Source organism: Shinella zoogloeoides (assembly GCF_020883495.1).
Taxonomy (GTDB): Bacteria; Pseudomonadota; Alphaproteobacteria; order Rhizobiales; family Rhizobiaceae; genus Shinella; species Shinella zoogloeoides.
Genome location: NZ_CP086611.1, coordinates 120,248 through 133,051 on the forward strand (window position 1 = coordinate 120,248; position 12,804 = coordinate 133,051).

The 12,804-nt window shown below is 66.7% G+C and carries 15 protein-coding genes; 9 read left to right on the forward strand and 6 right to left on the reverse strand.

The window, feature by feature from the left end:
• Nucleotides 1–11 precede the first annotated feature (11 nt).
• The 4 genes from K8M09_RS20150 (at nucleotide 12) to K8M09_RS20165 (ending at nucleotide 1,745) form a co-directional block, all read left to right on the forward strand.
• On the forward strand, nucleotides 12–638 hold the full coding sequence (locus K8M09_RS20150) for a TetR/AcrR family transcriptional regulator (RefSeq protein WP_160785774.1): 627 nt from the start codon (nucleotides 12–14) through the stop codon (nucleotides 636–638).
• 14 nt (nucleotides 639–652) lie between these two features.
• Nucleotides 653–1,045: a YybH family protein gene (locus K8M09_RS20155; RefSeq protein ID WP_160785773.1), complete on the forward strand. Its 393-nt coding sequence runs from the start codon at nucleotides 653–655 to the stop codon at nucleotides 1,043–1,045.
• Between the two features lie 62 nt (nucleotides 1,046–1,107).
• Nucleotides 1,108–1,344: an antitoxin gene (locus tag K8M09_RS20160; protein WP_160785772.1), complete on the forward strand. Its 237-nt coding sequence runs from the start codon at nucleotides 1,108–1,110 to the stop codon at nucleotides 1,342–1,344.
• Entirely contained in the window at nucleotides 1,344–1,745 is a 402-nt protein-coding gene (locus K8M09_RS20165; RefSeq protein WP_160785771.1) for a type II toxin-antitoxin system VapC family toxin, read from the forward strand. The genes K8M09_RS20160 and K8M09_RS20165 overlap by 1 nt, the downstream gene beginning before the upstream one ends.
• On the opposite strand, the gene cueR is transcribed toward K8M09_RS20165, so the two are convergent.
• The 6 genes from cueR to K8M09_RS20195 all read right to left on the reverse strand — a co-directional run bounded on the left by cueR (nucleotide 1,746) and on the right by K8M09_RS20195 (nucleotide 7,852).
• Nucleotides 1,746–2,156, reverse strand: a complete 411-nt coding sequence (gene cueR, locus K8M09_RS20170) for a Cu(I)-responsive transcriptional regulator (protein WP_160785770.1) — start codon at nucleotides 2,154–2,156, stop codon at nucleotides 1,746–1,748.
• Entirely contained in the window at nucleotides 2,153–4,615 is a 2,463-nt protein-coding gene (locus K8M09_RS20175) for a heavy metal translocating P-type ATPase (RefSeq protein WP_160785769.1), read from the reverse strand. Before K8M09_RS20175 ends, cueR begins: the two co-directional genes overlap by 4 nt.
• Before the next feature lie 74 nt (nucleotides 4,616–4,689).
• Complete coding sequence (locus K8M09_RS20180; RefSeq protein ID WP_160785768.1) at nucleotides 4,690–4,902, reverse strand: heavy-metal-associated domain-containing protein; 213 nt, start codon at nucleotides 4,900–4,902, stop codon at nucleotides 4,690–4,692.
• A 60-nt stretch (nucleotides 4,903–4,962) separates the two neighbouring features.
• Nucleotides 4,963–5,430, reverse strand: a complete 468-nt coding sequence (locus K8M09_RS20185; protein ID WP_160785767.1) for a MarR family winged helix-turn-helix transcriptional regulator — start codon at nucleotides 5,428–5,430, stop codon at nucleotides 4,963–4,965.
• 218 nt (nucleotides 5,431–5,648) lie between these two features.
• Nucleotides 5,649–6,821: an aminotransferase gene (locus tag K8M09_RS20190; protein WP_160785766.1), complete on the reverse strand. Its 1,173-nt coding sequence runs from the start codon at nucleotides 6,819–6,821 to the stop codon at nucleotides 5,649–5,651.
• Nucleotides 6,822–6,838: 17 nt separating this feature from the next.
• The gene (locus tag K8M09_RS20195) at nucleotides 6,839–7,852 is read right to left on the reverse strand and encodes a LysR substrate-binding domain-containing protein (protein ID WP_160785765.1); all 1,014 of its coding nucleotides are present in this window, start codon (nucleotides 7,850–7,852) and stop codon (nucleotides 6,839–6,841) included.
• 313 nt (nucleotides 7,853–8,165) lie between these two features.
• On the opposite strand from K8M09_RS20195, the gene K8M09_RS20200 reads away from it, so the two are divergent.
• The 5 genes from K8M09_RS20200 to K8M09_RS20220 all read left to right on the forward strand — a co-directional run bounded on the left by K8M09_RS20200 (nucleotide 8,166) and on the right by K8M09_RS20220 (nucleotide 12,803).
• A complete protein-coding gene (locus tag K8M09_RS20200) occupies nucleotides 8,166–9,254 on the forward strand; it encodes an ABC transporter substrate-binding protein (RefSeq protein WP_160785764.1) in 1,089 nt (362 codons plus the stop codon).
• A 79-nt stretch (nucleotides 9,255–9,333) separates the two neighbouring features.
• Complete coding sequence (locus K8M09_RS20205; RefSeq protein ID WP_160785763.1) at nucleotides 9,334–10,368, forward strand: ABC transporter ATP-binding protein; 1,035 nt, start codon at nucleotides 9,334–9,336, stop codon at nucleotides 10,366–10,368.
• Nucleotides 10,365–11,219, forward strand: a complete 855-nt coding sequence (locus K8M09_RS20210) for an ABC transporter permease (protein ID WP_160785762.1) — start codon at nucleotides 10,365–10,367, stop codon at nucleotides 11,217–11,219. The genes K8M09_RS20205 and K8M09_RS20210 overlap by 4 nt, the downstream gene beginning before the upstream one ends.
• Nucleotides 11,216–12,013 (forward strand): ABC transporter permease, encoded by a 798-nt coding sequence (locus tag K8M09_RS20215; RefSeq protein WP_160785761.1) that lies wholly within the window; start codon nucleotides 11,216–11,218, stop codon nucleotides 12,011–12,013. Before K8M09_RS20210 ends, K8M09_RS20215 begins: the two co-directional genes overlap by 4 nt.
• Nucleotides 12,014–12,020: 7 nt before the next feature.
• A complete protein-coding gene (locus K8M09_RS20220; protein WP_160785760.1) occupies nucleotides 12,021–12,803 on the forward strand; it encodes a carbon-nitrogen hydrolase family protein in 783 nt (260 codons plus the stop codon).
• Nucleotide 12,804 lies beyond the last annotated feature (1 nt).

Genomic DNA, 12,804 nt, shown 5'->3' on the forward strand with positions numbered 1-12,804 from the left:
CGGAGGTTCCCATGGCCGGATTGCGGGCGAAACAGAAGGCGGACAAGACGCGTCGTATCCTCGATTCCGCGGCCACCCTGTTCCGCGAGCAGGGTTATGACAGCGCCCGCATCGAGGACATTGCGGAGATGGCCGAGGTCTCCGTCGGCACACTCTACAACTATTACCAGAACAAAGGCGATATCCTCGTCGCCACCGTGGCGATGGAGGTGATGGAGGTGCTGGAGGGCGGCGCGCGCATCGTTGCAAGCCCCCCGCTCAATGTCGCCGAGGCGTTGCAGACGCTGATCGAGCAATATTACGACCATTCCCTCGTCTATCTCTCCAAGGAGATGTGGCGCACGGCGATGGCGATCTCCATCCAGCAGCCCGAAACCCCGCTTTCCCGCCGCTACACCGAGCTGGACGGCCAGCTTTGCGCCCAGGTCGTGCGGCTTGTGGAGACCCTGCAGGCGCGCGGCGTCGTTCATGCGGGCGTGGACGCCAGGGCCATGGGCGAGGTCTTCTTCAACAACCTCAACATGATGTTCATCGAGTTCTGCAAGGTGGACGCCATGTCGATCGAGGAACTGAAGGCGCGCGTCGAGGCCCAGCACGCGCCGATTGCCGCCCTTATCAGCTCCGTCAAGATCGTCTGACCCCGGAAACCCGTATGACCGACCCGCAAGCCGCCGTCCTTGCCGCCGCCGACGCACTGGTGGCCGCCTTCGCCCGCCACGACCGCGCCGCCTATTTCGCCGCCTTCGCCCCGCAGGCGACCTTCCTCTTCTACAATCTCGACCGCCCCCTCGACGGCCGCGCCGCCTATGAGGACGAATGGGCGCTCTGGGAGGAACGCGACGGTTTTCGCATCCACGCCTGCCGCTCGACGGACCGCCACGTCCAGCTTCTCGGCGAGGTCGCCATCTTCACCCACGCCGTCGAGACGGAGCTTTCGATAGGTGGCGAAAGGCTGACGAACCACGAACGCGAAACCATCGTCTTCGCCCGCGATCCCGCCGGCCGCTGGCTCGCCGTGCACGAGCACCTTTCGGCGGCGGCATAGTACATACGAAAGTGTGTACGTCACGTCGTTTCTGTGCTATGCCTCCATAGAAGGAGAACGCCATGCACAAGACCCGTGTCTTTCGAAACGGCAATTCCCAGGCGGTCCGTATCCCGTCGGACCTCGCTTACGACAACACCGATGTCGAGATGGAAATCGAGCGCGTCGGCGATGAATTGCGCATCCGCCCGGCAAGGCGTTCGCTTGCCGGGGTTCTCGACCGCTTCGCGCGTTTCTCGCCGGATTTCATGGCCGAGGGGCGCGGTGAGCAGGGGCAGGCGGAGCGGGATACGCTGTAATGCCGCGCTACATGCTCGACACGAACATGTGCATCTACCTGATGAAGAACCAGCCGGAAGCGGTGGCGCGCCGCTTTGCGGCATGCCAGGTAGGCGATGTCGTGATGTCCGCCATTACCTATGCCGAATTGCAATACGGCGTTGCCGTTGCGCGCGATCCGGCGCGGGAAGGCGGCAACCTCAAGGATCTCGTGGAGCTGATCCCCGTCCTGCCCTTCGACCGGCTCGCGGGGGACGCCTATGGACCGGCGCGTCTGGCGACGCGCGAGCGCAGGTCCGATCATCTCGACAAGCTGATCGCCGCGCACGCCATCGCGGCCGACGCCGTGCTCGTCACCAACAACATTCGCGACTTCACGGCCTATCCCGATCTCCGGCTCGAAAACTGGCTGGACAGCTAATTAACAGCACTCCTCCTCGCCCTTCCCGCGCGCAAGCTGCTCCAGGATTGGGCAGTCCGGCCGGTCGTCGCCGTGGCAATGGGCGGAGAGGTGTTCCAGCGTGTGTACCATCTCCTGCAGAAGCTGCATCTTGGCCTTCATCTCGTCGATATGTGCGCTGGCGATGCGCTTGACGTCGGCGGAGGCGCGGGCGCGGTCCTGCCAGAGGGTGAGGAGGTCGCGGATCTGGGCGATGGAGAAGCCGAGGTCGCGGGCGCGGCGGATGAAGGAGAGCGTGGAGAGGTCCTTGGGGCCGTAGACGCGGTAACCGGAGCCGGTGCGGCCGGCGGCGCGGATGAGGCCGATCTGTTCGTAGTGCCGGATCATCTTGGCGGTGACGCCTGTCGCCTCCGCCGCTTCGCCGATATTCATGCCGTTGCTCCCGTAAAGCGTTTCAGCCGCAGCGCGTTGGTAACCACGAAGACGCTGGAGAGCGCCATGGCGCCCGCCGCCAGCGCCGGCGAAAGCTGGATGCCGAAGGCCGGGTAGAAGAGGCCGGCGGCAAGCGGAATGAGCGCGACATTGTAGCCGAAGGCCCAGAAGAGATTCTGGCGGATGTTGCGCATCGTCGCCCGCGACAGGGCGATGCCGGTGGCGACGCCCCGCATGTCGCCGGCCATCAGCACCACGTCGGCGCTTTCGATGGCGACGTCCGTGCCGGTGCCGATGGCGATGCCCGTATCGGCGGCGGCGAGCGCCGGTGCATCGTTGATGCCGTCGCCGACGAAGGCGACCTTTTTCGCGCCGCCCGCCGAAAGGTCGCGCACCGCCGCGACCTTGCCGTCCGGCAGCACCTCCGCCTTCACTTTGGTGATGCCGAGCTTGGCCGCGACAGCCTCGGCGGTGCGGCGGTTGTCGCCGGTGATCATCGCCACCTCGATGCCGAGCGCCTTGAGGCTGGCGACGGCCTCTTTCGTCGTCGGCTTCACGGGATCGGTGACGGCGAAAAGGGCGGCGAGCCTGCCGTCGACGGCAGCGTAAAGCGGCGAGGCGCCTTCGGCGGCCAGCCGCTCGGCATCGCCGGCGAAGGGCGCGACATCGAGGCCGCGCGCCTGCATGAAGCCGACCGAGCCGGCCTCCACCTTGCGGCCTGAAACCTCGGCGAAAATACCCTGTCCCGAAGTGGTGACGAAACTGGAGGCAGCCGGAAGCTCGATGCCCTCGGCCACCGCCGCCTCATGGATGGCGATGGCGATCGGGTGCTCGGAATGCACCTCGGCGGCGGCGACCAGCATGAGGACGTCCGCGCGCGAAAAACCTTCCGCCGGCACGATTTCCGTCAGCGTCGGATGGCCGAGCGTCAGCGTGCCGGTCTTGTCGACGGCGACGATATCGGTGCCCTCCAGCGTCTGGAGCGCCGTGCCCTGGCGGAAGAGCACGCCGAGTTCCGCCGCCCGCCCGGTGCCGGTGATGATGGAGGTGGGCGTCGCAAGCCCCATGGCGCAGGGGCAGGCGATGATGAGCACGGCGACGGCATTGACCAGCGCATGGGCGAGAACCGGGCTCGGCCCCAGCGCCAGCCAGAGGCCGAAGGTCAGAAGCGCGACGGCGATGACCGCCGGCACGAACCATTGCGTCACGCGGTCGACCAGCGCCTGGATCGGCAGCTTGGCCGCCTGCGCGTCTTCCACCATGCGGATGATCTGCGAAAGCACCGTATCGGCCCCGACGCGGGTGGCGCGGAAGGTGAGGGAGCCGGTCGTGTTGACCGTGCCGCCTGTCACCCGGTCGCCCGTCTGGCGCGCGACGGGCATCGGCTCGCCGGTGATCATGGATTCGTCGACATAGGAGCTGCCGTCCGTCACCTCGCCGTCGACCGGGACTTTCTCGCCTGGCCGCACCAGCACGATATCGCCGGGCACGACGCTTTCCAACGGCACGTCCTCGGCCTTGCCGTCGCGCAGCACGCGGGCCGATTTCGCCCGCAGGCCGGCAAGATGGCGGATCGCCTCGCCGGTGCGCCCCTTGGCGCGCGCCTCCAGATAGCGCCCGGCGAGGATGAGCGTCACGATGACGGCGGCTGCCTCGAAATAGACATTGGCCGTGCCGCCCGGCAGCAGGCCGGGCGCGAAGGTCGCGACGGTGGAAAAGCTCCAGGCGGCGAAGGTGCCGATGACGACGAGCGAATTCATGTCCGGCGCAAGGCGCCGCAGGCTCGGAATGCCCTTGCGGAAGAAGCGCAGCCCTGGGCCGAGAAGCACAAGCGTCGCCAGCACGAACTGGATCACCCGGCTCGTCTGCATGCCGAGCGTTTCATGGATGGTATGGCCGAAGGAGGGGAAGGCGTGCGCGCCCATCTCCATGACGAAGAGCGGAGCGGTGAGGACGGCGGCGATCACGAGATCGCGCCGCAGGGTCTTCGCCTCGGCGGCCCGCCGGTCTTCCTCGGGGGCGGCGGCCGTCTCGCGAATGGCCCTGTATCCCGTCTTCTCGATGGCGGCGGCCAGATCCTCGAAGGAAGCCGTCCCCTTGAGAAGACGCACGCGGGCGCGCTCCTGCGCCAGATTGGCCGTGGCCTCCAGCACGCCGGGCACGGCCTTCAGCGCCTTTTCGACGCGGCCGATGCAGGAGGCGCAGGTCATGCCCTCGACGGGAAATTCCAGCACTTCCTCGGCGACGCCGTAGCCCGCCTTGCGCACCGCCTCGGCGACCGCCGCCGCATCGGGTGCGCCGGCAAAGGTCACGTCGGCCTTTTCCGTCGCGAGGTTGACGGCGGCGCCGGCAACGCCCGGCACCTTTTCGATGGCCTTCTCCACCCGGCGCACGCAGGAGGCGCAGGTCATGTCGGAGATGGAAAGCTTGATGGTTCGCTGGTCGTTTGCGGTGAGCATGGTGCACCTTTCATCCTGTCAGGATAGATCGTGCACCTTCCCATCATGTCAAGGTCAAGCGTCTTTTCGCCGCGTCACGCGTCGGCCGGCGAATAGCCCTCCGCCTCGATGACGGAGGCGACGGCGGCTCGGTCGCCGGCATTGGCGATGGAGACGCGCTTGGAGGCGAGGTCGATGTCGATCTTGGCGGACGGATAGGACGCGAGGACGGCGTTGGTGATCGTCTTGGCGCAGTGGCCGCAGGTCATGTCGGAAACGGTGAAGGCGAGGGTGGCGTCGTTGCTCATGGGCAGTCTCCTGTTATGTGCCCGCATGCTGAAGCCTTCCCCCATGGCAAGGTCAAGAGCCTATCCGAGAAGACGTCGCAGAAGGGTGAGGAACTGGTCGCGGGCGCGCGTGCCGCCCAGCCGCTCCAGACAGTCCGCCTCGAAATCCGCCTCGGCGCGCCGGGCGTCGGCCAGCAGGCTTTCCCCGTCCGGGGTCAGGTGGATGGCATGGGAGCGGCGGTCGTTCGGGGCGCTGCGTCGTTCCGTCAGGCACCGGCTTTCCAGCTCGTTCATCAGCACCACGAAATTCGCCCGCTGGATGCCGAGCGCCGCCGCAATCTCCGATTGCTTCCGCCCGGGATTCTGCGCGATGAGGGACAGGACGCTGAACTCGGCGGGGCGCAGGCTCAGTCTGGAAAAGTGCAGCAGGAAACGGTTCGTGAACTGGCCGTGCGCCCGCCGGAGCTGGTGCGTCACGCTTTGGGCGACGGCGGAGGTGTCGAGCGCGTCGTCGGGCGCTGGTTCGTAAGTTTCACTTATCTTTTCCAAGGCTTGGCGATCCCCGGCCGCGCCGGGCGGGTCCCGGCATGCGGTCTGGAGTGGACCATAAAGGTACAGATGGCCGGCGCAAGATACGCCTCGCACGATTGCAGGAATTTTCTACGCGCAATCCATGGATGAGAAATGTTTTTGCCAAAAACCAATTCCGCGCCCACGCCTGACGTTTATTTCAGATCGGCGTCACTCAATCCTTGATGGCAGGTCTCTCAATCGAGGGCGAATCGCCGGAGGCGGTCCTGCAGCAGGCCGATCGTGTCGACATCGGCATTGGCGAAGGCAAAGCGCAGATAGCCTTCCTGCCGCGCGCCGAAATAGCTGCCGGGAAGGCAGAGGATGCCGGCTTCCTTGGCGAGCTTCTCCGCCACCCTTGCCGAGGAGACGCCGTCGAACGGATGGCCGATGAAGGCGAAATAGGCGCCGACCGCGCCGATGCGCCAGGCCGGAGCGCCGGCCATGGCGGCGCGCAGCGCCTCCACGCGGCGGGCGATCTCGCGCCGGTTCTCCTCGCGCCAGTCGGCAAGAAGCGGCAGGGCGGTTGCGACGGCTGCCTGGGCCGAGCGCGGCGGGCAGATCTGGAGATTGTCCATGATCTTCGCCACCTGCTCGACGACGGCGGGGCCGGCCGTGATGGCGCCGAGGCGGTGACCGGGAATGCAGAAGGATTTCGAGAAGCTGTAGAGGCCGATCAGCGTTTCTTCCCAGCCCTTGCGGCCGAACAGCTCGTGCGGGCGGCCCGCGCCGGCAGGCAGGAAGTCGCGATAGGTCTCGTCGAGAATGAGCCAGATGCCGCGCGCGGCGCACAGGTCGTAGATGGCCGAAAGCAGCGCCGGCGGATAGACCGCCCCCGTCGGGTTGTTCGGGGAGACGAGCGCGATGGCCCGTACATCCGGCGCGATGGCGGCGGCAAGCGCGTCGATATCCGGCAGGAAACCGTTCTGCGGGTCGCAGGGCGCGAACCGCGTCTTGATGCCGAGCATGGCAAGGGTGGTTTCCTGGTTGAAGTAATAGGGATCGCTCATCAGCACGGCGTCGCCCGCCCCGGCAATCGCCATGGCGGCGCAGATGAAGGCCTGGTTGCAGCCGGAGGTGATGTGGACATTATCGGCCGCGAGCGGCGCGCCATAGGTCTCGCGCAGGTAGGCCGCATAGGCCGCGCGCAGGCTGTCCTCGCCCTCGATGGGGCCGTAGCCGGTATAGGCGCGGGAGGCGGCGTTTTCGCCGAGGAGGCGCAGCATTTCCGGATGCGGCGGATAGCCGGGCACGGCCTGCGACAGGTCGATCATCGGCCCGTTGCGGCCGTCATAGGCGGCGGCCCAGGCGAAGACGGAGGGGATCGGCGGTGCGGCGAGGGTTTCGACGAGCGGATTGAAGCGGGCCATGGGCGTGTCTCTGAAGGTCAGGCGCGGGTCTTGCGCTGGGGGCTGGAGGCCGTGCGGCGCGGTGCCGGGGCCGGGAGGGGGCGATGGGGTTCGGCCGTGCGGGCGCGGCCGCGCAGCAGCATGCGGGCGGAGGCCTGCGGTTCGGGCAGGGCCTCCTCCAGCGAGGCGAAGAGCCAGTCGATGAACACCTTGACGATCGGCGTCTGGCGGGCGGATTGCCGGCAGGCGACGTAGAAGGCGTGGTTGGCCGGCACCGTCAGGTCGAAGGGCACGACCAGTTCGCCGCGGGCGATGAGGTTGCCGGCCGTGATCGTATCGCCGAGCGCGATGCCGTGGCCATGCAGCGCGGCCTCGGTGGAAAGGCGGGCGTCGCTCATGAAATGCTGGCTGCCGCGCACCATGTCGATGGCGTCGGCCGCCGCAAGCCAGGTGTTCCACTCGCGCCCGTCGTCGCCGTGAAAGAGCGTGTGGTCGGCAAGGTCGCGCACGGAGCGCAGCGGCCGGCTGTTGAGCAGCGTCGGGCTTGCGACCGGGAAGAGCTGGATATTGGACCACAGCCGCGTCCAGCAGTCCGGCCAGTTGCCGTCGCCGTAGAAGACGCAGACGTCGGTATCCAGCGAACGCAGGTGATCGGCGTCGTTGGAGGCGATCAGCGAGACGCGCACGCCGGGAAACTGGTCGGTGAAAGTGTCGAGGCGCGGGAGCAGCCAGAGCGAGAGCAGGGCCGGCACGCAGGCGATGGTGATCTCGCCGCGCGTTTCCGGCTGGCGCATGAGCGCGGTCGCCGCCGCGATCTCCCCGAAGGCGTTGGTGACGGCCGGCAGCAGCAGCGCGCCCTGCGGCGTCAGCTTCAGCCGCTTGCCGCCGCGCTCGAAGAGCGCCATGCCGAGCGCTTCTTCCAGCGCGCGGATCTGGTGGCTGATCGCGCCGTGCGTGACGCTCAATTCCCGGGCGGCGGCCGAGACGGAACCCCGGCGGACGGTGGCCTCGAAGGCGCGCAGGGGATTGAGCGGCGGCAGGCGCGAGGCCATGAAAACGAACCCGATATGTGAATTTTTCTCACCGGAAACGCTATAACAATGTCAATTGATTTTCCAGACGTTTTATAACGATAATATGAAAAACGAGGGCGTAGCCCCGGGGAACGGATCGGGAGGCTCAAGGCTCCGCCCTCAATGGGGGCGAGGGCGCGATGCGCGGCAGGCGATGCCGGGCCTTCTTCCCGAAATTCCTGATCCCGGCGGCTTTCGCCCCTTCCGTGCCGGCGACCGGCTGGCATAGAATGGCGACAACGGGAACAGCCCGGCGGGATCGACCGGCCGGCCTACAAGGAGAAAGACGACCATGCGTGATATCCTCAAGACCAATGTCAGCCGCCGCGCCGTGCTCGGCGCTGGCGTTGCCGGCGCTTCGCTGCTTGCTATGCCCGCGGTCCTGCGCGCGCAGGAACGGTCGCTGAAGGTCGGCGTCTACGGCGGCTATTTCAAGGATTCCTTCGACAAGAACATCTTCGGCGATTTCACCAAGGCGACGGGCATCGCCGTGGAATCGGTCGCCGAGCCGACGGGTGAAGCCTGGCTCGTCCAGCTCGAGCAGGCCGCCCGCGCCGGCCAGGCCCCGGCCGACGTTTCCATGATGTCGCAGGTCGCCATGCTGAAGGGCCAGTCCACCGAGCTTTGGGCCCCGCTCGACATGGCGAAGATCCCGAACGCCTCGAACCTCATCGAGCATTTCATCAACAAGTATCCGGATGGCCGCGTGGCCGGCATCGGCGCCGTCGCCTGGTACATCACGCTCGTCACCAACACGGATGTCTTCAAGGAAGCGCCGACCTCCTGGGCCGCGTTCTGGGATCCGGCCAATGCCGACAAGCTCGGCCTGCTGGCGCTCGTCTCCAACTCCTTCCTGCTGGAAGTGACCGCCAAGACCCATTTCGGCGGCACGAACGCGCTCGACACCGAGGAAGGCATCCTCAAGGCCTTCGAGAAGCTCGCCGAGGTCCGCCCGAACGTGCGCCTGTGGTATCGCGACGAGGCGCAGTTCGAGCAGTCGCTGAAGTCGGGCGAAATCCCGATGGGCCAGTATTATCATGACGTGACGGGCCTTGCCGCCAAGGACGGCCATCCGGTCCGCTCCACCTTCCCCAAGGAAGGCGGCATCATGGACTCGGGCTGCTGGGCGCTGTCGCGCGCTTCCAGCAAGGTCGAAGAAGCCCATATCTTCATGAACTACATGAGCCAGCCGTCGATCCAGGCGCTGCTGTCGCGCAAGGTCGGCACCGCGCCGACCGTCAAGCGCGACCTGCTCGACCTGACGGCCGAGGAATTCGCCGCGGTTTCGTCCGATATCGAGCCGATCATCCCGCGCTACGATCTCTACACCACCAAGGCCGACTGGCTGAACCAGAAGTGGACGGAAATGATCGTCGGCTGATAAGAGCCCCTCGATCCATGAGCCTGCACCCGGCCGCCGGCCGGGTGCCAGACCAGCGAACGCGCCGAGCGGAGAACCAATGTCCGGGCTGACCCTCCAGAACGTCACCAAGCAATTCGGCACGTTTACGGCCGTGAAGAACGTGCAGCTCACGGTGCCGCACGGCACCTTCGTGTGCCTGCTCGGCCCGTCCGGCTGCGGCAAGACCACCCTGATGCGCATGGTCGCCGGTCTCGACCTGCCGACGAGCGGCGAAATCCGTCTCGACGACCGGGACATCACCCATGTCCCGACCCACAAGCGCGACCTCGGTATGGTCTTCCAGTCGCTGGCGCTCTTCCCGCATCTGACGGTCGGCGAGAACATTGCCTATTCGCTGCGCATCCGCGGCGTCGGCAAGGAGGAGCAGAAGAAGCGCGTCGACGAGCTTCTTTCGATGATCCACCTTTCGGGCTACGCCGATCGCCCCGTCGCGAAACTGTCCGGCGGCCAGCGCCAGCGCGTCGCCATCGCCCGGGCGCTTGCCATCTCGCCGAAGCTCTTCCTGCTCGACGAGCCGCTTTCGGCCCTCGACGCCAAGCTGCGCGAGGCCATGCAGGTGGAACTGCGCCAGCTCCAGCAGCGCCTCGGCATCACCACCATCGTCGTCACCCACGACCAGCGCGAGGCCATGACCATGGCCGACACGGTCGTCGTGATGAGCGGCGGCGAAATCCGCCAGGCCGCCCCGCCGGTGGAAATCTACCGCCGTCCGGCCGACACCTTCGTCGCCGACTTCATCGGCATGACGAACCTCATCGATTTCTCCGCGGATGCGACAAGCGCCTCCGTCCTCGGCGCGCCGGTTTCCGGTCTCGCCATCCCCTCCGGCCTCACCTCGGGCATCCTCTCGGTGCGTCCGGAGGATGTGCGCCTCACCGCCCCCGGCAATGGCGCGATCACCGGCACGGTCACCTTCGTGCGCGATCTCGGCGGCACGGTGGAAACCTTCGTGGAGGCCGGCGGCAAACAGATCGTCGCCGTTTCCATGCCGAACGCCCGGCCGGACGTCTCCGTCGGCCAGTCCGTCGGTATTCAGCTCGACCCGGCCGATTGCGTGGTGCTGAAGTCATGAGACGCGAAGCCCCGCAGAAGCTTTCCGACTACGGGCCGCTCGTCTTTCCGGCGGGCATGCTGATCGTCTTCTTCGTCGTGCCCTTCGCGACGATGATCGCCGTCTCCTTCTTCAAGCGCGATCCGGCCGGCTTCTATTCGGCCGACTTCGTCTTCGACAATTACGCCCGTTTCCTCAGCCTGTTCTTCGGCAAGGTGCTGGGCTTCTCGCTCCTGCTGGCCGTCACCGTCGCCATCTGCTGCGTGGCGCTCGCCGTGCCCTTCACCTACCTGCTCTCGCGCGCCAAGCGGCGCACGCAGGTGCTCTGGCTGGTCGGCCTGCTGTCGATCCTGTCGCTGTCGGAGGTCATCATCGGCTTTGCCTGGTCGACGCTCTTCTCGCGCACCGCCGGCATTACCAACCTTCTCGTCACGCTCGGCATCATGAAGGAGGCCGTGGCGCTGAACCCGAGCTTCGGCGCGGTGCTGACGGCCATGGTCTATCAGGCGCTGCCCTATACCGTGCTCGTGCTCTATCCCGCCCTCGTGCGCCTCGACCCCACCTTGACGGAGGCCGCCCGCACCCTTGGCGCATCCCCGGTCAAGTCCTTCTTCACCGTCGTCGTGCCGGCGCTGCGCAACACCATCGTCGCGACGCTGATCATGGTCTTCATCTTCGCGCTCGGCTCCTATCTCCTGCCGCAGATCCTCGGCCGGCCGCAGCACTGGACGCTCTCCGTGCTCATCACCGATCAGGCGATCTACCAGTCCAATATGCCGTTCGCCGCCGCCATGGCCGTGTTCCTCGTGCTCGTCACGCTCGGCCTCGTCGCGCTCACGGTCTATGCCGGCCGCAAGGGAGAAGCCGCATGAACACCTTCCTGCAGCGCGCCTATCTCGGCCTCGTCGGTCTCTTCCTCTGCCTGCCGATCATCGTCGTCGCCGGCGTCTCGGTAAACGAGAAGCAGACGCTCGCCTTCCCCCCGCAGGGCTTCTCGCTCGGCTGGTACGGCGAAATCTTCGCCAATGTCGAATGGCGCAACGCGCTTTTCGCCTCGGTCACGCTCGCCGCCCTCTCGGCCGCCGTGGCGCTCCTGATCGCGCTGCCGCTCGCCTGGTTCCTCTGGCGGCGCGATGCGCCCTGGGCCAATATCTTCCAGCTCCTCGGCATCGCGCCCTTCACGCTGCCGCCGGTCATCACCGCGCTCGGCCTGCTCACCTTCTGGGCGACGACCGGCTTTTACGGCCAGCCCGTGACCGCCGTCATCAGCCACGCCATCTTCTTCGTGACGCTGCCGCTGGTGACGCTCTCGCTCGGCTTCTCCTCCATCGACCGCTCGCTGGTGGAAGCCGCCGCGACCATGGGGGCCGATGACCGCACGATCTTCCGCACCGTGGTCCTGCCGCTGATCCTGCCCTATCTCGTTTCCGGCTACGCCTTCGCCTTCGTGCTGTCGCTCAACGAATATATCGTGGCCTACATGACGATCGGCTTCACCATGGAAACGCTGCCGATCAAGATCTTCAACGCGCTTCGCTACGGCTATACGCCGACCATGGCCTCGGTCACGGTTCTCTTCGTCGCGATCGCCGCCACCATCTTCGGCCTCGTCGCCCGCTTCGGCGACCTGCCGAGGCTGCTCGGCGCCATGCCGTCAAAGGAATAGGAAGACCATGCGGATCGCCGCCCTCCAGATGCATGCCATCGCCGGCGACGGCGAAGCCAATCTCCAGCGTATCGCGGCGGCCGCCGCCGATGCCGCGGGCGGCGGCGCGACGCTGCTGATCGTGCCGGAACTTGCCGTCACCGGCTACGGCGCGGGGGATGCCGCCTTTGCCCGCCTCGCCTCGCCGGCGACGGGCGACATTGCGGTGAGGCTCGGCGCCATCGCGCAGGACAATGGCATCGCCATCGTCGCCGGCTTTGCCGAGCGGGAAGGCGCGCGGACCTATAACAGCGCGCTCTTCACCGACGGCATCGGCACCAATGCCGTCTACCGCAAGTCCCATCTCTACGGCGATTACGAGCGCGCCGTCTTCGAACCCGGCAGCCCCGCCTCGGTCATGGTGGAGCTTGGCGGCGTGCGCCTTGGCATGCTGATCTGCTACGACGTGGAATTTCCGGAAAACGTGCGCCGGCTGGCGCTGGCCGGCGCCGACCTCGTCGTCGTCCCGACCGCCTTGCCGAAAGGCGCGTCCGGCACCTTCATCGCCAATCACATGATCCAGGTCCGCGCCTTCGAAAACCAGGTCTTCGTCGCCTATATCAACCATTGCGGCGCGGACGACCGCTTTGCCTATGCCGGCCTCTCGCGCATCGCCGCCCCGGACGGCAAGCTGCTGGCCGAGGCCCCGGCGGAGGGCGAGACCCTGCTGTTCGCGGCAATCCGCCCCGACGACTATGCGACGTCCAGGGCGGAAAACACCTATCTCGTCGATCTCGGCCGGCCGGCCTGAC